Below are 19134 nucleotides of genomic sequence, written 5' to 3'. Positions count from 1 at the left end.
AGAAGGAATCCTGAATTAAAACATGCCCCTGTCAAAATTTGACACTTAGTTTAGAATTTAGCATATGGCCAAGCTGACCCCCATGTTTCGTCAATATCTCGAGATCAAAGAGCGCTACCCTGATGCTATTTTGTTTTTTCGCCTTGGGGATTTTTACGAGATGTTCTTTGACGATGCGGTGCTTGCCTCTCGCATCCTTGACATCACCCTTACCTCGCGCGACAAGGGTACCAAAGAAAAAGTCCCCATGTGTGGGGTGCCAGCGGCCAACGCCACCCCTTATATCAACCGCTTAGTGGAGGCCGGCTACAAAGTCGCTATATGTGAACAAGTGGAAGATCCAAAACAGGCCAAGGGGCTTGTGCGCCGCGAAGTCGTGCGTGTGATAACCCCAGGCCTTAATCTTTGCGGCGATTTCTGTGCAGCAAAAGAACATCTCTTCTTACTTTGTGTCTTTCCCGGTAAGAAATACGGTCTTTCTTACCTTGATTTAACCACCGGAGATTTTCGTGCCACCGAGCTCTTTGAAGAAGAACTTTTAAACGAAATCGCACGCCTTGAGCCCAAAGAGATCCTGCTACCCGAGGAACTAAAAGACTCTCAGTTAGTCTTGCGGATAAAAGAGATTTTGCCCCAGGTTTTTTTTAGTTTTCGCAATTTTTTGAGAGCAGCACGTCAGGCAGAAGAATTTTTGAAGGAATCTTTTAACGTGGCAGACCTTGCGGGATTCGGGCTCTCAGGAGCACCTTTTGCCATTCAGGCTTCAGCGGCACTTCTTGATTATGTTTTTGAAACCCAAAAAGAAAAGGCTTCGCACTTAACCCCCCCAAGGTTTTACTATCTTTCGTCTTTTCTGGTGCTTGACGAAAGCACCAAACGCAATCTTGAAATCCTGCGCAACAATCTTGATGGAAGTATAAAGGGAAGCCTTCTTGCAGTGCTTGATAAGACAGAGACCTCCATGGGGGGAAGACTCCTTAAGGAATGGCTTGTTTACCCCCTTCGCGATATAGAGGCCATTGAGGCCAGACTTCAGGCGGTGGCCTATTTTGTGGAAGATCACGGTCTGCGTAAAGAGTTGCGGGAGCTTGTGGCCAGGGTCTCAGACGTAGAACGCCTGGTTAGCCGGGCTGCCATGGGGCTTGCCAATCCCCGTGATCTGGTAGCGTTAAAAGAATCTCTCAAAGTTCTTCCCAAAGTTAAGGAATTAATTCCCCAAAAAGTATCTCCTTTGCTTGATGAGATATATGCTAATCTGGCTATTCCACAAGCGTTCGTTTCAAAAATTGAAAAAAACCTTATAGACGATCCCCCGGTTAATTTCCGTGAGGGCGGTTTTATTCGAGAGGGAGTCCATCAGGAACTAGATGAACTAAGAGGCTTAAAGACCGATGGCCTGAGTTATCTGGCCCAGCTTGAGGCCCGTGAGCGTGCCCGCACAGGGATCCCCAATCTCAAAATCGGATACAACCGCATCTTTGGCTATTACATCGAGGTTTCTAAAAGCCACCTAAGCAAAGTGCCAGAAGAGTACATTCGCAAACAAACGCTTGTTGGCGCAGAGCGCTTTATTACCCCTGAGTTAAAAGAATTCGAAGCTAAGGTGCTTTCCGCAGACGAGCGCATTAAGGAAATAGAGCTTGAGCTTTTCTTGGCCCTGCGCCAGGAAGTGGCTGACCAGGCACAAGTGATTAAGAACATTGCAAGGGCACTTGCCACTTTAGACGTGCTACTTTCCTTGGCAGAGGTTTCTGTGGAAAACCAATACGTGCGCCCCAAGCTTGTGCCAGAGCCTGTTATTGAAATCAAAGAAGGTCGCCATCCTGTGGTAGAAAAGGCCCTTCCTTCAGGGACTTTTGTCCCAAACAGTGTAAGGCTTGACCTTGAAGAAAACACCGTTCTCATCATTACCGGGCCAAACATGGCAGGAAAATCGACGATCCTGCGCCAGACGGCCTTGATCACCCTTCTGGCGCACATTGGTTCTTTTGTGCCTGCGGAAGAGGCCTGTATCGGGCTTTGTGATCGCATTTTTTCCCGTATCGGGGCTTCAGACCAACTCTCTCGTGGCCGCAGCACTTTTATGGTGGAAATGGCTGAGTGTGCTAATATCTTGCATCAGGCCACTTCCCGAAGCCTGGTGATCCTTGATGAAATTGGCCGTGGCACCAGCACCTTCGACGGCCTGGCAATTGCCTGGGCCGTGGCAGAATTTTTGCAAAAGAAGCAGGTGATGACGCTTTTTGCCACTCATTATCACGAATTGACAGAGCTTGCGGCTGAGTATCCAGGGATAAAAAACTTCAACGTGGCGGTAAAAGACTTTGAAGACCAAATAGTTTTTTTGTATCGCTTGCTTCCTGGTCCTGCCAGCGAGTCTTATGGGATCCAAGTGGCTGCCCTGGCAGGGCTTCCCAAAGAAGTAGTGGAAAGGGCCAAGGAGATTTTAGCCACCCTTGAGAAAGGCTCTGCCCCGAGGATTAGGCATACTAAAAAGCAACAAAAAAGCCTGTTTGCTATGGATGACATCTTAAAGCATCAGCTCCTTGCTTTAAATCCTGATAAGCTAACTCCTCTTGAGGCCCTGCAAAAACTTTACGAGCTACGCGCCCTGGCGGAGAAGTCCTGATGAGTCTTTTCGTCAAAAATTTGACAGCAAGGCTCCTTTTTTTGACCTTTATCTGGTGGAGTTTTTTATCCTTCGCCAGCGGGCAAGAAGCTGTAGCCGCTTCCCGGGCAGAGAAGGCCTACCAGCATGCTGAAGCCACGTTAAAAAAGTTTGCCAGGTCAAAAAAAATCAAATATCGCCGCTACTGGCTGGAGATTATTAGCAAGTTTAAAAGTATTTATTTACGTTACCCTGAAAGCGCGGTTGCTCCCAAGGCCCTTTATCGTACCGGGCGTCTTTACGAAGAACTATACGGTTATTCAGGAAAACGAAAAGACTTGATTCAGGCGGTAAGGTATTACCGTTTGTTATGGGAAAGATACCCTGAAAGCCCCCAGGCGAAACTAGCCCTTAAGAGAGCGGTAGTCATTTATGAGAAAAAATTTAAAGATCCAGTCACAGCCCTAGCACTTAAAAAGGAGCTTAAAAAGCTTGCCAGTGTTTCACGTGAAACAAAAAGAAAAGCTTCGGCGCAAAAGGTCCAAAAACCTGCAAAGCAAGAGACACCTGCGAAAAACGAAAGCACAAAAGTTTTGGCTTTTAAACTAGGTGGCACGGTAAAGCAGGTACGCTACTGGTCTGGCAAAGACTACAGCCGCGTGGTGGTGGATCTTACCCGAAACGTAAAATATAAGCCCCATGTTTTAAAGGCTCATGCAGGTAAGCCGCCTCGTCTTTACGTAGATATTCGTCCGGCAAAAATCTCCCCTTATGTAAAGCCAGCGATCCCTATTCAGGATGGCCTTTTAAAACAGGTTCGCCTGGGCCAATATCGCAGAGACACCGTGCGGGTGGTTTTGGATTTGGCAAGTCTCACGGACTATCGAGTTTTTTTTCTTAATTCGCCCCCGCGCCTGGTTATTGATCTTGTCGGACATCCCGCCAAAAAGAAGGGTTGTCCGCCGCCTCCTAAAATAATAAACGGTGATATTTCGCTTGCGCAGCAGTTAGGGCTCTGTATTAACCGCATAGTGATTGACCCTGGCCATGGTGGTAAAGACCCTGGTTGCCGCAGGGGGCGCCTTAAGGAAAAACACATTGTGCTTGAAGTTAGCAAAAGACTTGCTGCTAAACTAAAAAAGCGCCTGGGTTGTGAAGTTGTTCTTACGCGCAACCGGGACGTTTTCATCCCCCTTGAACAACGTACTGCTATTGCCAATATGAAAGGCGCTGACCTTTTCATTTCGGTACATGTAAATAGTTCTCCCAATCGCCGTGCTTACGGCCTAGAGACTTACTATCTCAATTTTGCAAGCGACGAAGAAGCCATGCGCGTAGCCGCGCTTGAAAATGCGGCCTCTACCCATTCCATGAGTGAACTCCAGGATCTTTTGAAGGGTATTTTACTAAACACCAAGCTTGAGGAGTCCCAGCGCCTGGCAGAGGCGGTTCAAAAAAATCTCGTTTCGTGCGTGAAAAAACGTTACCGCTATGTGAAAGACCGAGGCGTGCGCACGGCACCTTTTATCGTTTTGATAGGCACACGCATGCCCGCTGTGCTGGTGGAAATAGGCTTTGTCAGCAACAAAATGGAATATCGGCGCCTCCAAAGCCCGAAATATTTAGACCTCGTGGCAGATGGCATAGCCAGAGGCATTGAAGAGTACGTACGCCAAATGAAAATAGCTGCTACGCCGTAGTGTATTCCTCAAGAAGCTTCACCATGCGTTCTACTTCTTTTTCAAGGGCTGGGGTGATTAAAAACTCCGGATAACTGGGAAAGCCACAGGCCTCCAGGGCTTCTTTGGGGATTTCGTAAAGATAGGGCTCTTCTTCGCCGTATCCTAGAAGATGGCAGATATAGTCTGCTGCTGCCACGGTTGTTATAACATGCTGCATTTTGGGATGCAGCTTTTTAAGCCTGGCAAAATCGCCAAAATGATGCAAAGAAACCGTTTGCGAAATCTCTTCAGGGATCTGCCAGATGTAACAAAGCACCGCCCCAATCACCGCGTGATTAAATCCGGTTTTTTGTTCCTCCAAAATCAGGGGCGGGGGTTCTTCTTCGGCATCATTAAGGGAGAAGCCTCCCAGTTCTTCGCTGTTTTCAAAGTAAGGCAGGAAAAATTTGCCAACATCATGCATAAGGCCAGCCGTGAGCACTAACCCAGGATGGTCTTCAAATTTTTTGGCGATCTCTCCCGCTGCTACAGAAACGGCCGCGGAATGAAGCCAAATCTTCCGTATTTCTTCTTGGGAGAGAGGAGAGTGTTTGCTAACAGCTTGTTCAAGCATCAGTTGAAAAAGCAGATTACGCACTTGATTGAATCCTAAATAAAGAATAGCCCGGTGAATAGAGTGTATTTTTTTGCCAGAGGTGGGGCGAAAATAAGCTGAGTTCACCAGGGCCAGCAGTCTTCCTGAGATTATCGGATCTGTTGAGGCAAGAGCTGCCACTTTGCGAGAATCAACATAGGGATCGCGAAGCATTTCAGCAAGCTGCATAGCAGCTCCAGAGGGTAAAGGAAAACGCTTAAGCTCCTGGTAAAGAAAGTCTTTTTGGGCAGTATTCAGTTCGCGCGTAGTTTTTACCCTATGTTTGGCCAAAGAGTAAATTTTACGGCTCTTTTTTTTGTGGAGAATGCTTCGGTAGTAGATTTTATTGGCGCGTACCTCTGGGGGCAGCGGGTCTTTTTTCTTGCTACTTTTTTTGGTTTCAAGTTCTATTACTTCAACAGGAGCAGCTTGCCGCCTTAAAAATAATAGGCCGGCTAGTAAAAGCACTATTGTAGCTAGTATTAAATATGGATAAAGCATATTATTTCCTCAGACCTTGTGTTAAATATTATCGGAAAAAATAATCAAGTCTTGAAAACGTTTGAGAGACCTTTGCAAAATTGTCACGGTCCTGGCTCGGACCTTTAACAGGTGTTTTGCAAAGTTCTCTTCAAAACTTACTTGTCAGGGAAAAAATTATTTACTAATTTCCTAGGCAATGAAGGCCTTGCTTGTCATCGACATGATAAATGATTTTTTGGCGCCTGAAGGAGCGCTTTTCTGTGGGGAAGCAGTGCGTGCGATTATCCCGCCACTAAAAGAAAAGCTTGCACGATTCAGAAAAGAAAATCTACCCGTTATTTATCTTTGCGATCAGCATAGCCCGAATGATGAAGAGTTTTCCGCCTTCCCTGTGCATGCTGTGGCTGGTTCCTGGGGTGCTGAGATAATTCCAGAGCTTTTGCCCCTTGAGCACGAAGTGATTGTTCCCAAGACGCGTTTTAGCGGGTTTTTCCGTACCCGGCTCGAAGAAGTTCTTAGGGAAAAGGGCGTTGATACTGTTTGTCTTACAGGGGTATGCACCAGTATTTGTGTGATGGATACCGCAGCAGATGCCTTTTTTCGAAATTTCAAAATAATTGTTTATAAAGACTGCGTTGGCGATTTCGATGAGGAGATGCATCGCTTTGCCCTAAAACGCATGGAACGGATCTACAAAGCAGAAATCCTATGAGCGTAAAAACTTCCCCGTTGTTCACAGACCTTTATGAACTCACCATGGCCGCGGTTTACTTTGAGCGCGAAATGTTTGCGCCGGCAACTTTTTCTTTTTTCGTGCGCAGTTACCCTTCAAACTGGCGCTTTTTTATTTTTTTGGGCTTACAGGAAGTACTTGATTTTTTAGAAAATTTTTCTTTTTCCGAAGAAGATCTGGCTTATCTAAAATCCTTAAAGCTTTTTTCCGCTGATTTTTTAGATTTTCTTCGAGAGTTAAGGTTTTCCGGCGATGTTTGGGCCATGCCTGAGGGTGCGGTTTTTTTTGCTGAAGAACCGGTTTTAGAGATCACCGCACCTCTTCCTGAAGCCCAGCTTATCGAGACTTTTGTCATCAATGCGTTGTGTTTCCAGTCGCTAATTGCCAGCAAAGCAGTAAGAAACGTATTGGCAGCTTCTGGGCGCGGGGTGGTTGATTTTTCTGCCAGACGCACCCATGGCCTTGAAGCAGCGTTAAAAGTCGCCCGGGCCTCGTATGCTGTTGGTTTTTCAGCCACGAGCAATACCCTTGCCGGACAACTATACGGCATTCCTGTGACCGGGACCATGGCTCATTCCTATGTCGAAAGCTTTGAAACTGAGATCAAAGCCTTTTCTGCCTTTGCCGATGTCTTCCCAGAAAATACCATTCTTTTGCTTGATACCTACGATACACTCGCGGCTGCCAAAAAAGCAGTGGTTGTGGCCAAGGCGCTTGAGGAGAAAGGCAAAAAGTTGAAAGGGGTGCGCCTTGACAGTGGAGATTTGGCTTACCTTGCCAAAAAAGTGCGGCAAATTTTAGATGACGCCGGACTTACCTACGTGAAGATTTTTGTAAGTGGCGGTCTTGATGAGTATGAAATCAAAAAACTTTTGGCTGAAGGTGCCCCTATAGATGCCTTTGGCGTGGGGACCAAAGTGGGAGTTTCTGCTGATGCCCCTTTTCTTGATGCCGCTTACAAGCTTGTGGCGTACGATAACCGCCCTGTAACAAAGCTCTCTCACGGGAAAAAGACCTTGGCAGGGCCCAAGCAGGTATTTCGCCTTGAAAAAAATGGTAAATTTTTTAAAGACGTAATTTGCCTGCGTGAGGAAAATTATCCTGAAGGTTATCCGTTGCTCGAAAAAGCGATGGAGAAAGGTAAAAGGTTAATAGCTCCGCCAGGACTTTGTGTCCTTCGGAAGGCTATTCAGCAAAACCTAGAAAAGATTCCGGCCCCTTTTAATGAAGTTGTCCCTCCAAAAGATAGCTTTTATCCGGTTGAGTATTCTCAGTTATTGCTTTCCGTGCAAAAAAAGACAGAAGAAGAAATCCGCCTAAAAGAAGTAAAAAGTGCCTTATAAAGTTACTGCCTATCCCTGTCACTCTTATGATTTGAATCCTTTAAAGGATCTTCTGTACGAATTTTTAAAGGGATTTGAGAGGGATTTTTCTGGGCAAAAGATTTTGGTTAAGCCAAATTTTGTTACTTTTCGGCAGGCTTATCTTTCTTGTACCCATCCTCTGGTGTTAAGGGCAGTTTGCGAGTGCCTTCTGGACATGGGAGCCAGGCCTTTTATAGCAGACTCCCCTGCCTTTGGCACCGCAAAAAGGGTAGCCCGGGCCAGCGGGGCGGAAAAAGCTCTTTCCGAAATCGGCGTTCCTATAACGAAATTCAGACACAAAAAGAAAGTTTTGCTTCCTTGTGGTATAAAGGTCTCTCTTGCTCACGAGGCCCTTTCAGCTTATGCCATTGTCAATGTACCGCGATTTAAGGTGCACAACCAACTTTTGTTGACCCTTGCAGTGAAGAATTTGTTTGGGTGTGTGGTAGGTGTGGAAAAGGCGTGGCTTCATACCCGCCTGGGAGAAAAAGACAATCTTTTTGCCCGCATGATTTGCGAAGTGGCGACCATGCTTCCGGTAAAAGTCAATATCCTTGATGCCGTAGTTGCTATGGAAGGCCGGGGTCCAACAGGTGGGCGACCAAAAAAATTGGGAATGATAGTAGCGGCACAAAATGCCTTTGCCCTTGATACCGCTATTTATGAGCGTTTAGGGCTTAGTATTCAGGACGTGCCCCTATGGAAAGCCGCTCAAGACCTATCAATTCCCGCCGCTTTTCCCCAAAATATTGAAGTAAAAGGTCTTCCAGCAGCATTTAGTATAGAGCTTCCCCAAAGCCTTAGCCCGATAAGTTTTCAACCTTTGAGGCTGATTAAGAGTTTTACCAAGCGGCTCTTTACACGGCTTTTCTAAAAAGCGCGTAGTGTTTGTTGGCAAATTCTTCAAGGTATCGCCTGATGTCTTCTTCGGGAACCAAATAGAGCCTAAGTACCCGGGCGAACATGCTTAGCGCAGCTACAAGCTCTTCAGGCACCACTTCATCTGCCCCTAGTTCCAAAAGAGAGACCATTTCTGCGACGTATCTAGTGCGCACCAGGGTGTAAATGTCAGGTTTGACGTGCTTGGCAAGCCCCACTATCACACGGGCAGCTTTGCTATCTGGAATGGTCACAGCTAACACTTTTGCTTTTTCCAATCCCGCTTGGCGTAAGATGTATTCGTAAGTGGCATCGCCGAAGACGATGGGTTCTCCAGCTGCTTTTTCGCGTCTTACGGTGTCAGGGTTCATTTCTATGATAACGTAAGGAATTCCCACACGTTTGGCAGCGGTGCGCAGAGCCATCCCTGCCACGCCAAGCCCCACGATTATCATGTGATTTTCAGGGACAATAGGACAGACCTTGTCTTCAGCCACCATGGGTAAGCGCCGCCTAGCTAGAGCTATGACAAGGGGAGTAAGTAGCATGGTCAAAATAGAAATAGAGGAAAGCAACTGAAAAATAGAAAGATCAATGAGTTCAAACTTTAAGGCCTCTTGCGCCAGCACAAAAGAAAATTCTCCGATCTGGAAAAGGCTGACTCCTACGAGAAAGGCCACGTGGAGAGGATAGCGCAAAATAAAACGCAAAATGCCGAAGATAATGCTGCTTTTAAGTATAAAAATTGTAAGGCCTGCCCCTAAAATCACAGGGATCTCGCTAATAAAAAAGCGTATATCGAAAAACATGCCCACAGAGACAAAAAAGATACAAATGAGCAGGTCTTTAAAAGGCAGGATGTTTGCCGTGGCCTGGTGACTATAAGGGGAGCGGGCTAAGATAAAGCCAGCCAAAAATGCACCAAGAGAAAGAGACAGCCCCGCGAGATAAGCAGCCCAGGCTATTGCCAGGCAAAAAGTAAGGGTTGCAAGCAGGAATAGCTCACGGTTTCTGGTGCGGGCAATGATATCCATAAAAAAGCCAAGCACCCATCGGCTTATTACGTAAGCTCCCCCAAGAAGCAGGAAGGTTTTTAAAAGGATTAGCAAAAGGCCTACGTCGGCCTTGTGTTTTCCTGCTAAAAGCGGGATGAGCAGCATTAAAGGCACGATGGCCATGTCCTGGAAAAGAAGAATTCCAAGGGAAGCACGTCCGTAAGGCGTTTCAAGCTCTCCGCGTTCTTGAAGCAAAGTGAGCACGATGGCGGTGCTGCTTAAGGCTACGTAAGCTCCCACGAAAAATGCAAAGGGAATACTGCCTTTGAAAGCAAAATAGACAAATATCCCCGAGATAAGGAGGGTTGTAACGATTTGAAGGCTTCCGCCAAGTAAGGCGATGCGTCTTAGTTTTGCCAGATGCGCCGGGGAAAACTCAAGGCCAATGGTAAAAAGCAGTAGTACCACGCCAAGTTCTGCTAAAAAATGTACGGCCTCTTTGGCCTTAATCAGGTGCAAACCGTAAGGGCCAATCAAGGCCCCTGCCACAATGAAACCAATGATGTTAGGAATACGCAAATAATGAGCAATAAGACTACTTACAAAAGCAGACCCCAATACTAAGACTACGTCAGTTAGAAGAATCATGGCCGCCCCTCTTAGAGTTTAGCGATTTTAGCCAGGCGCTGACGGGCTTTTTTCGGGAGTCTTTTACGTGGACGTGGCTCAAAGGCCAATTTTTCGCCTTTCATTTCTTCGTAAAAAGCCGCTTCCATGCGCGAGAGAAAGTCTCGTGAGGTCACCGAGATGGCACCATAGGTTTCCACATAGCTCCGGATAGCTCTGTCAGAAGTTATCACCACGGCTCTTTCTTTTTCTTTAGCAGCGCGGCGCTTGATATAATCGTCAGCGGTTTCCCCGTGAGCGGTAAAAATAACCTGAATACCTTTTATGTTTACTTTGCTTTGTGGTTCATTTCTCCCCCAGGCATCGAAGACAACAGTAATTTTATGCCGTCTGATGCGCTGGTATTCCTGGAGTTGTTTAAGCAGGGCCTTGCGTGCTTCTTCTGGATCTTCCTGCATAAGTAAGACTAGTTCCGGAATTTGGTGTAAAAGATTGTATCCATCAATTAACAAATGAAGGGCCATTATCCTTTAAGCCTTTCCAGAAAAGATTCAAACTGTTCCGAAGACTTAAATTCTATTACGAGCTTACCTTTATTTTTGCCCCATGATATTTTTACCCTTGCGCCGATGACCTGAGCAAGCTCCTGTTCAAGGGCGATGATATCGGGATCTTTGGGCGATTCTTTTGGTTTGGGTGTAGTTTTTTCTTTGAGTTTTTTTACCAGGTCTTCGGTTTCTCTAACAGAAAGCCCCTTTTTGATTATCTGGTCCCGTATCTGGCGCAGGAGGTTTTCGTCGTGGGCAAGGGGTAGAAGGGCCCTGGCGTGGCCTGCAGAGATGCGATCGTTTAGCAGGTCGTCCTGCAGGAACGCTGGAAGTTTAAGTAGCCGTAGTGTATTTGCTACGGCAGCGCGGCTTTTGCCGACTTTTTGGGCTACTTCTTCTTGGGTGAGGTCAAATTCTTCCATGAGCCTTTGGTATCCTAAGGCCTCTTCGATGGGGTTTAAGTCTTCGCGCTGAAGATTCTCTATAAGGGCAAGTTCAAGGGTCTCCTGGTGAGAAAGTTCTTTTACGATAACCGGTACACGCTTAAGCCCTGCCAGGCGTGCGGCCTGAAAGCGCCTTTCTCCCGCCACGATTTCATAAATCCCAGGGGTTACTTCCCGCACAAGAAGTGGCTGAAGAAGGCCCTTTTCTTTGATTGAAGCCGCAAGCTCTTCAAGGCCTTTTTCCTTTTGGATACGGGGTTGGTAGGGAGAAGGTCTCAAGGCCTCAATGGGACAGAAAAAGATTTCTTCTCCTGGTTCAGAGAATGTTTCGTCGGGTAAAAGGGCGTCTAACCCGCGACCTAGGCCTTTTTCTTTAGATTTTGCCAAGGTTTGCCTCCCGTTTGAGAATTTCTTGGGCAAGGGTCATATAAGCTCGCGCTCCTCTTGAGGAGGGATCATAAGCAAAAATGGGCTTGCCGTGACTCGGAGCTTCGCTTAGACGTACGTTGCGCGGAATAACCGTTTGAAAGACCGCCCTGCCAAAGTGGCGTCTCACTTCGGATTCCACTTGTTTGGTGAGCTTATTGCGTGCGTCGTACATTGTCAAAAGGATGCCATAGAGATAGAGCTTGGGGTTAAAGTTCTTTTTAACACGTCTGATGGTATTTATAAGAAGGCTTAGGCCTTCAAGGGCATAATATTCACATTGAAGGGGGATTAAAACCCCTTGGGCAGCTACGAGGGCATTTAAGGTTAAAAGACCAAGGGATGGCGGGCAGTCAATTAAAATGTAGCGAAAATTTTTGCCTACTTGGGCGATGATGTTTGCCAGGAGATATTCCCGCCTTTCTTTGTTAGCGAGCTCTATCTCACTGCCAATGAGATCTATTGTTGAGGGTAAGAGTTTTAGTTTGGGATAAGATGTTTCATAAAGGGCTCTTCCAGGGTCTGCACCGTTTAAAAGGATATCGTAAAGGTTTGGTTTTGTTTGGCGCAGGCCTAGCCCGCTTGAGGTGTTGGCCTGGGGGTCTATATCGATAAGGAGTACTTCCTGGCCTAAAATAGCCAGTGCGGAAGCAAGGCTTAGGGCGGTGGTGGTTTTCCCCACCCCCCCTTTTTGGTTGGCAACAGCTATGATTCTAGGCATTGTTTCACGTGAAACATCTCAAGAGACCTTTGCTAGATCCGTTCCGTTTTTTTGTTTCGAAAAAATAGGAACGGCTCCCTTGTGGCTGTGCTTGCAAAACTATTCGCGGCAATTTTGCAAAGGCCTCCTTAAAATAGAAACTTAATTTTGGATTCATTATCACCTATTTTCCCCTGCTTGACGAGACCTTTTAAAAATTTTGAAAAAGATTGTCAGGTACGCATCAAGGTTTTTTGCTAAAATTTGTTTAAATGCCGTGGTGTGGGTGGAGGGAGCAGCACTTGAACAAAAATCATGGCTAGCGAGTATTTTACGAGATCGAAGTGTGCAAGTCGCGTAGCCACAGCAATTTATCGGACAAAACTCTCCAGCTTCAATATAAAAGGGTAGGCATTCTTAAGGTTTGTGGAATTTTATTCCATAAATTTCGAGGATTTTGTGGAAACCTTTAAACGACCTAAAATAGGGATTGCTCGTAGCTTGTCTTCTGGAAGGATTTCCCAAATAATACCACGGGGAAAGAGTTTTTTTCCTTCTCTTTTAAAGACACTTTCTGGAGTAGCAATAAAATCTACGGAAAAATCATGTTCTTCCAAGGGAATTTCTTTGACTATTTGTAAGGGATGGACGGTGGTAAGAATAGCCGTTTTTTCGTTTATTTTTTGAAACTCAGCCAGAAGAGCCAGTTCAAGGTCTGCGTACCCTCCTCCCTTGCCCAGGCGATGACCTTTTAGATTAACAGCCACGCACCCTGTAATAACCAGGTCAATAGAAGGCATTTCTTCAGGGGCAACTGGTTCACCGTATTTAAAGGCTCCTTTGATAGTGGCAGCACGCAGAGGATGAACTTTTAGCCCCGCAGGGTCAAGCCTTATAAAAGGCTTTTCGGCCTTTAGTTTTGGCACCGCCATGAAAATGGTCTTGCCTGCTAAAAGAGCCTTGACCCTTAGCGGGAGCTGAGGGCTATCAGGGTTTGCTTTGATATAGTTGGCTTTTTTAAAAACCTCTAAAGAAGCCGCTTTTTCCGCGGCAGCTTCAGCCCCTACAAAGTTAGGAATCCGGCCAAAGGCCCCGGGAAAGCGAGAAACGCCTTCTTCTGTTAGTTTTTGCCAGATTTTTTCCCTTAAAGCCTTCTTGGCAAGTTTTATTTCTGATAAAATCTCCTGTGTCATGCGGTTTGTCCCCATTTTAGTAATGTTTTTGCTGGTTTTTGGCTGTGCACCTCCTCCGAAGGTTAGCAAGAAAGTTTACGCGCCAAAAGCCCCCCCAACCCAGCGCCCATATCGTGTAGGCGGAAAGGTTTACTATCCTTTGCCGTCAGCGCAAGGTTATGTGGAAGAAGGCGTTGCTTCCTGGTATGGCCCAGGCTTTCACGGAAAGACCACGGCAAGTGGTGAGCGATACAACATGTATGCCTATACCGCGGCGCACAGAATCCTTCCTATGGGGACGAAAGTCCTGGTAACCAACCTGGAAAATGGCCGTCAGGTCATCGTGCGCATTAACGATAGAGGGCCGTTTGTTAAAGGGCGCATCATTGACTTAAGCTTTGCCGCTGCCCGAGCCCTTGGTATGCACCAAAAAGGCACGGCCTGGGTGAGGATTCAGGCGCTAAGTGAGACTTCTCCCAAAGCACATCTTTCTCTTAAGGGGCGCTATTTCATTCAGGTGGGAGCTTTTGCGAATTATGCCAATGCTATCAAGCTCAAAGAAAAGCTCAGAAAAAGATATTCCATTGTTACTATTGAGCCCTACAGTAAAGACGGCCGCACTTTTTACCGCGTACAGGTCTTTGTGGCTAATGATCTTGGGCGCGCCAAAAAGATGCTTTCTCTTCTTGAAAAACATTTCCCTCAAGCCTTTATTATTGCGCGCTAAAGCTTGCATCTTTCGTTAGGCTGATTATTCCTCTTTTCATGGCCAGCAATGATTATTTAGCAAAATATCAGGAACTTTTGTTAAGGCTTTCTAAATGTGTGGGGTTTCGCTTTAAAAACGAACTCTTTTATCTTAAGGCCCTAACACATCGCTCTTTTTTGGGAGACCATCCCGACTGGCCCTACGGGGATAACGAACTGTTGGAATTTTTGGGTGATGCGGTTCTTGGAGCAGTTATAAGCCATCTTCTTTTCGAGCGTTACGGAAAAGATTTCCGTGAAGGTGAGCTTTCAAAAATGCGAGCCTGGCTGGTAAATGAAGAAAGGCTTAGCAAAGTGGCTCAAAAGATCGGGCTTTCAGAGCTTATCCTTTTGGGGACAGGTGAAGAAAGGGGAGGCGGGCGCAAAAAGCCCTCGATACTTGCTTCAGCTTTTGAGGCTTTGGTGGCAGCTATTTATCTTGACAGGGGTTATGAAAAGGCCTTTGAGTTTGTGCGCGGGGCTTTTGCAAGGGTAATCCCTCAGGCCAAAAGGGGGCTTCTTTCAGACTATAAAACCGTGTTACAAGAGATTACTCAGGCACGTTTTAAAAAAACGCCAAAGTATGTGCTCATTGAGGCTTCTGGTCCAGAGCACGCCAAGAAGTTTTTGGTAGAAGTTCGCCTTAACGGAGAGGTTTTAGCCAAAGGCAAAGGTCGTTCCAAAAAAGCGGCTGAACAAGAGGCAGCCAAGCAAGCCTTGAAAATATTGGAGGAGAAATATGGAACAAAAGGAAAATAAAGAATTTCGTTCAGGATACGTGGCCCTTATTGGGCTTCCCAATGTGGGCAAATCAACTCTTTTGAACCAACTTTTGGGGTATAAGGTTGCCATTGCTACCCCTAAGCCTCAGACAACGCGTTTCCCAATAAGAGGAGTGCTAACAGGTGAAAATTTCCAGATAATTTTTGTAGATACTCCGGGGATTCATGACGCCAAAGATTTGTTTAACAAGCTTATGGTAGAGCAGGCTTTGAAGGCTATCGAAGAGGTAGATAGCATTGTTTTCATCATTGACGTGAGTAATCGCAATCCCAAGGCAGAGGAAAAAATCATCGAAATTTTACAAAAGGCTGAAAAACCCGCCATTCTTGCGCTTAACAAAATAGATTTAATTAAAAAAGGCGAGCTTTTGCCCATGATAGAATTTTTCTCGCGTATATATCCCTTTAAGGCCATTGTCCCCATCTCTGCCCTTGAAAGGGATGGTCTTGACGAACTGGTGAAAGAAATTGTCGAAACTCTTCCAGAAGGCCCCATGTATTACGATCCAGAGACTTTAACGGATCAACCCCAGCGCCTTTTGGCAGCAGAAATTATTCGCGAAAAGGTATTTATGCTTACGCGTCAGGAGATTCCTTATGCTACCGCCGTGGTGGTAGAAGAGTTTCAAGAAGATCCAGAAAAAAACATGATATTCATTCAGGCGACCATTTACGTGGAAAAAGACTCCCAAAAAGGAATCGTTATTGGAAAAGGCGGACAAATGTTAAAAAAGATAGGAACCTTGGCCCGGGAGGAACTGGAATTTCTCTTTGGCAAACGAGTTCATCTGGATCTATGGGTCAAAGTGCTTAAGGGCTGGCGCAAAGAGGAAAAGCTTCTAAGAAGGCTCGGTTTTCCAGGGGTGTGACTTTTTTACAACACTGTTTAAAAGAAGTCACACTTTTTGTGTGACTTCTTGGACAATCACTTTGTGAATCCTTTAATAAACAAGATTTTTAGATTTGGCATAAAACATGCATGGTTTAACCAGAAAAAAAGAAGGTAAAAGCCATGGAGCTTTTTCAACATACTATAACCAAAGCAATTACCTTAAGTGGCGAAGGGGTTATTTCCGGCAAGGAAATCTTGCTTGAGCTCTGCCCTGCGCCACCTAATCACGGTATTGTCTTTGAACGGGCAGATCTTCCCTCTCCTATCTCTATCCCCGTAGGTCCTGAAACAGCGCATGCCATTGACGGGGCTTCTTTGGTTGCCCTTGGCAAATATCGCATTATCTATGTGGAACATCTGCTCTCAGCTTTAAATGGCCTATCCATTGATAACATCTTGATTAAAGTTTACGGGGATGAAATTCCCCTTTTTGATGGTTCTGCTAAGGCTTTTGTAGAAGCTATTATTTCCGTAGGCAGGCAGCCTCAGTGGGCGCTTAGGCGTTATGTTCGTCTTGAAGAAGAAATAATCGTCCGTGAAGGCGAAAAAAGCATAGTGATTTCCCCTGCGGACACCCTGGCCATAGATTACGAAATAGACTTTGCGCATCCTGTTATCGGGCATCAAAAGTTTTCCTTTGAACTTTCCCAAGAAAAATACGTCTCCCAAGTGTGTATGGCGCGCACTTTTGCCTTTCTTGAAGATCTCGCTGTGTTGCGTGAGAAGGGCCTTTTGCGTGGCGGAAGCCTTGAAAATGCCCTTGTGCTGGACGACAAACAGGTACTTAACCCTGATGGTTTACATTTTCCTGATGAATTCGTCCGCCATAAAACCCTGGACCTCCTCGGAGACCTTTATCTTTTTGGCGCACCTATTTTAGCCAAGATAAAGGCAACACGCGCTTCTCATAAGCTGCACTTGCGGGCGGTCAAGGCCTTGGGTGAGAGCCTTTACGCCTGGCGTTGGTATCCCTCCCCTGGGCGTGCTCCTTTAAAACCTGCGGCAGTTTCTCTCCCTGCTTTTGCCGCATAAGTTTTGACTGCCTTTGATTTTTTGTGCTAAACAAAAGGCATGAAAGGGGCCATTTTAGCCGTTGGAAATGAGCTGGTTGAAGGTCGCGTCTTAAACCGTACCAGCTTTTTGGCGGCGAGAACTCTTCTTTTAAACGGTTACGAAACTGCTGAGATAGTAACCATCCCTGATGACCACGAACTCATCGAACGCTATTTGAATGATTTTTTAAAACGTTACCAGTTTCTTATCATAAGCGGAGGCCTTGGCCCTACAACCGACGATATAACCAATGAAGCAGTAGCAAAGGCACTTGGGCGGCCTTTGGTGCGTCATGAAGATATGGTGGCAAGGATTAAAGCAAGAGAACGAGCCCAAGGGCTTTCTCATAATCCTTTGCGCTTAAAGATGGCAGAGCTTCCGCAAGGGGCTGAGCTCCTTACTTATGATCACGCTATAGCGGGCTACTATCTTCGTGCCAACGATAAACTTATTTTTTGTCTGCCAGGGGTGCCTGAGGAGTTTGAACTTCTTTTAGAAAGCCGTGTTATCCCTCTTCTTAAAAAACTTTTACCAACTGACAAATACTTTTTGAGCAGGGTTTTTAAGGTGTTCGGCCTAAGAGAGGCAGACATTAACCTTGCCCTGGAGTGCCTTCTTCACAAGGAAAATATCAAAATAGGCTTTTATCCTGCGCTTCCGGAAATCCATATTTCCTTACTTGTATGGGATTCATCTTTTGATACTGCTCAAGCTCTTTTTATGGAGGTATCAGCTAAGATAGAAAAGACCTTAGGCCAGAATATTTTTGGTCACGATGAAGATGTGCTTGAATCAGTAGTAGGCAAACTCTTAAATGCTAAAGGAGAGACACTTGCTGTTGCGGAGTCTTGTACTGGAGGGCTTATTGCCTCACGTCTTACCCGTATCCCTGGTTCCTCAGCCTATTTCGAAAGGGGGGTAGTTACCTACTCAAACCAAGCAAAAATTGAGATTTTAGGCGTTCCTGAGGAAGCCATTAACAGGCACGGAGCGGTGAGTAAACCTGTGGCCCTTGCCATGGCAGAGGGGGTTCGCAAGCTTTCTGGAACCACTTATGGCATAGGGGTTACCGGGATTGCTGGACCTACTGGTGGCAGCGCTCAAAAACCCGTGGGCACTGTTTGGATTGGTTTTTCGTGCCCAGAGGATACCGTGGCGCAATGTTTTCTTTTTCCTGGGGAGCGCCATCTGGTTCAAGATTACGCAGCTAGTACGGCCCTTGATTGGCTTAGAAGGTATCTGACTTATGGCACGCTTGTTCCTAGCTATCAATTTCCCTGTAAAAGTTAAAGAAAAGCTTAAAGAGCTTCAGGAAGATTTGGCATCGAGCAGGGCTCAAGTCCGCTGGGTGCGTCCCGAGGGGATTCATTTAACCTTAAAATTTTTCGGAGAAGTCCCCGAAGAGAAGATTCCCGCTATAGCCAAAGTTGTTGAACAAGTTTTAAAGGATCTTCGACTTTCTGAACTAGAGTTGGGGATAAAAGGGATGGGAGCGTTTCCTTCATTACGCTCTCCGCGTGTGGTTTGGGTTGGGCTTACGGGTAACTTAAAGGCCCTGGTTCTTCTTCAGCAAAAGCTTGAAGAAGCCTTTGAAAAAATAGGTTTTCCCAGGGAGAAAAGACCCTTTGTGCCGCATGTCACCCTTGGCCGAGTAAAGTCTTACCAAAGAAAAGAAGCCCTTTTTAACAAAATTAAAGAGCATCTCGAAGACGAAGTCATTCCTACTGGAGAAATCAAAATTGGCGAACTCATTCTTTACGAAAGTACCCTTCATCCCAAAGGGGCTATTTATACCCCCTTAAAGCGTTTCCCCTTATGACTTTTGTTTCAAGTTTTCTTTTATTTGAGAGAGTAATTTAAGAGCTTCTTCATTTCGCCCTTCTTTTATTGCCTTTTGGGCTTGATCTATCTTATCTTGGATGTCCTGGTAATCTTTTCTAACTCGTTCAACAAGTTTGTTAGCGGCGTCAGCTAAAGAATGAAAAAATTTATCTCCCTTTCTTAGGGAGATTTTTTTACGGAGATCTCCGGTAGAAGCGATATATTTCAAGTCTTCTTCTACACGATAAAGCGGCCCAGCAATTTTTTGGGGAAGAAAGATAACGATAAAAAAGCCTGTTAAAAGGCAAACACCACCTGCTACTAAAATGACCGGTAACAGCAAGTCACTTACATGTTTGATAGTAAAATGAGCGTGGTATAGACTGTCACCTAATTCTTTGTGGCTAAACGCGTAAAGGATAGCTAAGGCTATGCCAACAGAAATCACAATGGCCACACCAATTTTTAACAAAAGCCAGCGCTGTAAATCCGCTTTGACCGACAAGTTGAGTTTTTTACGCTTTTGCATCTCTCTTCTCCGTACC

Annotated in this window: 18 protein-coding genes; 11 read left to right on the top strand and 7 right to left on the bottom strand. The window is 45.8% G+C overall.

The window, feature by feature from the left end; genetic code table 11:
* Positions 1-64 precede the first annotated feature (64 nt).
* A complete protein-coding gene (gene mutS / locus H528_RS0104665) occupies positions 65-2629 on the top strand; it encodes a DNA mismatch repair protein MutS (protein WP_022853183.1) in 2565 nt (854 codons plus the stop codon).
* Entirely contained in the window at positions 2629-4308 is a 1680-nt protein-coding gene (locus H528_RS12705; protein ID WP_022853182.1) for an N-acetylmuramoyl-L-alanine amidase, read from the top strand. The genes mutS and H528_RS12705 overlap by 1 nt, the downstream gene beginning before the upstream one ends.
* Here H528_RS12705 and H528_RS0104655 read toward each other — a convergent pair.
* Positions 4298-5425 carry an HDOD domain-containing protein gene (locus tag H528_RS0104655; RefSeq protein WP_022853181.1) on the bottom strand — a complete coding sequence of 376 codons (1128 nt, stop codon included), beginning with the start codon at positions 5423-5425 and terminating at the stop codon, positions 4298-4300. The two genes, H528_RS12705 and H528_RS0104655, sit on opposite strands and share 11 nt — an antisense overlap.
* A gap of 178 nt (positions 5426-5603) precedes the next feature.
* Here H528_RS0104655 and H528_RS0104650 point away from each other — a divergent pair, with 178 nt between their 5' ends.
* From H528_RS0104650 to H528_RS12700, 3 genes are read left to right on the top strand one after another with little or no spacing between them, the layout of a single operon-like run.
* Positions 5604-6119: a cysteine hydrolase family protein gene (locus H528_RS0104650; RefSeq protein WP_022853180.1), complete on the top strand. Its 516-nt coding sequence runs from the start codon at positions 5604-5606 to the stop codon at positions 6117-6119.
* Positions 6116-7483, top strand: coding sequence for a nicotinate phosphoribosyltransferase (locus H528_RS0104645; RefSeq protein WP_022853179.1), 1368 nt, complete (start codon positions 6116-6118; stop codon positions 7481-7483). The genes H528_RS0104650 and H528_RS0104645 overlap by 4 nt, the downstream gene beginning before the upstream one ends.
* Complete coding sequence (locus tag H528_RS12700; RefSeq protein WP_022853178.1) at positions 7473-8378, top strand: DUF362 domain-containing protein; 906 nt, start codon at positions 7473-7475, stop codon at positions 8376-8378. Before H528_RS0104645 ends, H528_RS12700 begins: the two co-directional genes overlap by 11 nt.
* Here the strand turns inward: H528_RS12700 and H528_RS12695 are convergent.
* The 5 genes from H528_RS12695 to H528_RS12685 all read right to left on the bottom strand — a co-directional run bounded on the left by H528_RS12695 (position 8362) and on the right by H528_RS12685 (position 13315).
* Positions 8362-10026, bottom strand: coding sequence for a cation:proton antiporter (locus H528_RS12695; protein ID WP_022853177.1), 1665 nt, complete (start codon positions 10024-10026; stop codon positions 8362-8364). The two genes, H528_RS12700 and H528_RS12695, sit on opposite strands and share 17 nt — an antisense overlap.
* 11 nt (positions 10027-10037) lie before the next feature.
* Positions 10038-10529 (bottom strand): NYN domain-containing protein, encoded by a 492-nt coding sequence (locus H528_RS12690; RefSeq protein WP_022853176.1) that lies wholly within the window; start codon positions 10527-10529, stop codon positions 10038-10040.
* Positions 10529-11383, bottom strand: a complete 855-nt coding sequence (locus H528_RS0104625; protein ID WP_022853175.1) for a ParB/RepB/Spo0J family partition protein — start codon at positions 11381-11383, stop codon at positions 10529-10531. The genes H528_RS12690 and H528_RS0104625 overlap by 1 nt, the downstream gene beginning before the upstream one ends.
* Positions 11370-12143 (bottom strand): ParA family protein, encoded by a 774-nt coding sequence (locus H528_RS0104620; RefSeq protein ID WP_022853174.1) that lies wholly within the window; start codon positions 12141-12143, stop codon positions 11370-11372. Before H528_RS0104620 ends, H528_RS0104625 begins: the two co-directional genes overlap by 14 nt.
* A 413-nt stretch (positions 12144-12556) precedes the next feature.
* Positions 12557-13315, bottom strand: a complete 759-nt coding sequence (locus H528_RS12685; protein WP_033396253.1) for a 5-formyltetrahydrofolate cyclo-ligase — start codon at positions 13313-13315, stop codon at positions 12557-12559.
* Here H528_RS12685 and H528_RS0104610 point away from each other — a divergent pair.
* The 6 genes from H528_RS0104610 to thpR all read left to right on the top strand — a co-directional run bounded on the left by H528_RS0104610 (position 13314) and on the right by thpR (position 18587).
* The gene (locus H528_RS0104610) at positions 13314-14021 is read left to right on the top strand and encodes a septal ring lytic transglycosylase RlpA family protein (RefSeq protein ID WP_051132476.1); all 708 of its coding nucleotides are present in this window, start codon (positions 13314-13316) and stop codon (positions 14019-14021) included. The genes H528_RS12685 and H528_RS0104610 overlap by 2 nt on opposite strands.
* A 38-nt stretch (positions 14022-14059) precedes the next feature.
* On the top strand, positions 14060-14800 hold the full coding sequence (gene rnc / locus H528_RS0104605; RefSeq protein ID WP_022853171.1) for a ribonuclease III: 741 nt from the start codon (positions 14060-14062) through the stop codon (positions 14798-14800).
* The gene (era, locus tag H528_RS0104600) at positions 14781-15692 is read left to right on the top strand and encodes a GTPase Era (RefSeq protein ID WP_022853170.1); all 912 of its coding nucleotides are present in this window, start codon (positions 14781-14783) and stop codon (positions 15690-15692) included. Before rnc ends, era begins: the two co-directional genes overlap by 20 nt.
* A 143-nt stretch (positions 15693-15835) precedes the next feature.
* Positions 15836-16747 carry a UDP-3-O-acyl-N-acetylglucosamine deacetylase gene (gene lpxC / locus H528_RS12680; RefSeq protein WP_022853169.1) on the top strand — a complete coding sequence of 304 codons (912 nt, stop codon included), beginning with the start codon at positions 15836-15838 and terminating at the stop codon, positions 16745-16747.
* A 39-nt stretch (positions 16748-16786) separates the two neighbouring features.
* Positions 16787-18058 carry a CinA family nicotinamide mononucleotide deamidase-related protein gene (locus H528_RS12675; RefSeq protein ID WP_022853168.1) on the top strand — a complete coding sequence of 424 codons (1272 nt, stop codon included), beginning with the start codon at positions 16787-16789 and terminating at the stop codon, positions 18056-18058.
* The gene (gene thpR, locus H528_RS0104585; RefSeq protein ID WP_022853167.1) at positions 18015-18587 is read left to right on the top strand and encodes an RNA 2',3'-cyclic phosphodiesterase; all 573 of its coding nucleotides are present in this window, start codon (positions 18015-18017) and stop codon (positions 18585-18587) included. The genes H528_RS12675 and thpR overlap by 44 nt, the downstream gene beginning before the upstream one ends.
* Here the strand turns inward: thpR and H528_RS12670 are convergent.
* The gene (locus H528_RS12670) at positions 18582-19118 is read right to left on the bottom strand and encodes a methyl-accepting chemotaxis protein (protein WP_022853166.1); all 537 of its coding nucleotides are present in this window, start codon (positions 19116-19118) and stop codon (positions 18582-18584) included. The genes thpR and H528_RS12670 overlap by 6 nt on opposite strands.
* Positions 19119-19134: the final 16 nt, after the last annotated feature.

It is taken from the genome of Thermodesulfatator atlanticus DSM 21156, from assembly GCF_000421585.1.
Lineage (GTDB): Bacteria > Desulfobacterota > Thermodesulfobacteria > Thermodesulfobacteriales > Thermodesulfatatoraceae > Thermodesulfatator > Thermodesulfatator atlanticus.
This window is presented reverse-complemented; position numbering and strand designations above follow the sequence as displayed.

Excerpts from the sequence above, each read along its gene's own strand:
- rnc (WP_022853171.1), top strand. The coding sequence starts at position 14,060 with ATGGCCAGCAATGATTATTTAGCAAAATATCAGGAACTTTTGTTAAGG.
- era (WP_022853170.1), top strand. The coding sequence starts at position 14,781 with ATGGAACAAAAGGAAAATAAAGAATTTCGTTCAGGATACGTGGCCCTT.
- H528_RS12690 (WP_022853176.1), bottom strand. The coding sequence starts at position 10,529 with ATGGCCCTTCATTTGTTAATTGATGGATACAATCTTTTACACCAAATT.
- H528_RS12685 (WP_033396253.1), bottom strand. The coding sequence starts at position 13,315 with ATGACACAGGAGATTTTATCAGAAATAAAACTTGCCAAGAAGGCTTTA.
- lpxC (WP_022853169.1), top strand. The coding sequence starts at position 15,836 with ATGGAGCTTTTTCAACATACTATAACCAAAGCAATTACCTTAAGTGGC.
- H528_RS12695 (WP_022853177.1), bottom strand. The coding sequence starts at position 10,026 with ATGATTCTTCTAACTGACGTAGTCTTAGTATTGGGGTCTGCTTTTGTA.
- mutS (WP_022853183.1), top strand. The coding sequence starts at position 65 with ATGGCCAAGCTGACCCCCATGTTTCGTCAATATCTCGAGATCAAAGAG.
- H528_RS0104610 (WP_051132476.1), top strand. The coding sequence starts at position 13,314 with ATGCGGTTTGTCCCCATTTTAGTAATGTTTTTGCTGGTTTTTGGCTGT.
- H528_RS12670 (WP_022853166.1), bottom strand. The coding sequence starts at position 19,118 with ATGCAAAAGCGTAAAAAACTCAACTTGTCGGTCAAAGCGGATTTACAG.
- thpR (WP_022853167.1), top strand. The coding sequence starts at position 18,015 with ATGGCACGCTTGTTCCTAGCTATCAATTTCCCTGTAAAAGTTAAAGAA.
- H528_RS0104655 (WP_022853181.1), bottom strand. The coding sequence starts at position 5,425 with ATGCTTTATCCATATTTAATACTAGCTACAATAGTGCTTTTACTAGCC.
- H528_RS0104650 (WP_022853180.1), top strand. The coding sequence starts at position 5,604 with ATGAAGGCCTTGCTTGTCATCGACATGATAAATGATTTTTTGGCGCCT.
- H528_RS12675 (WP_022853168.1), top strand. The coding sequence starts at position 16,787 with ATGAAAGGGGCCATTTTAGCCGTTGGAAATGAGCTGGTTGAAGGTCGC.
- H528_RS12705 (WP_022853182.1), top strand. The coding sequence starts at position 2,629 with ATGAGTCTTTTCGTCAAAAATTTGACAGCAAGGCTCCTTTTTTTGACC.
- H528_RS0104620 (WP_022853174.1), bottom strand. The coding sequence starts at position 12,143 with ATGCCTAGAATCATAGCTGTTGCCAACCAAAAAGGGGGGGTGGGGAAA.
- H528_RS0104645 (WP_022853179.1), top strand. The coding sequence starts at position 6,116 with ATGAGCGTAAAAACTTCCCCGTTGTTCACAGACCTTTATGAACTCACC.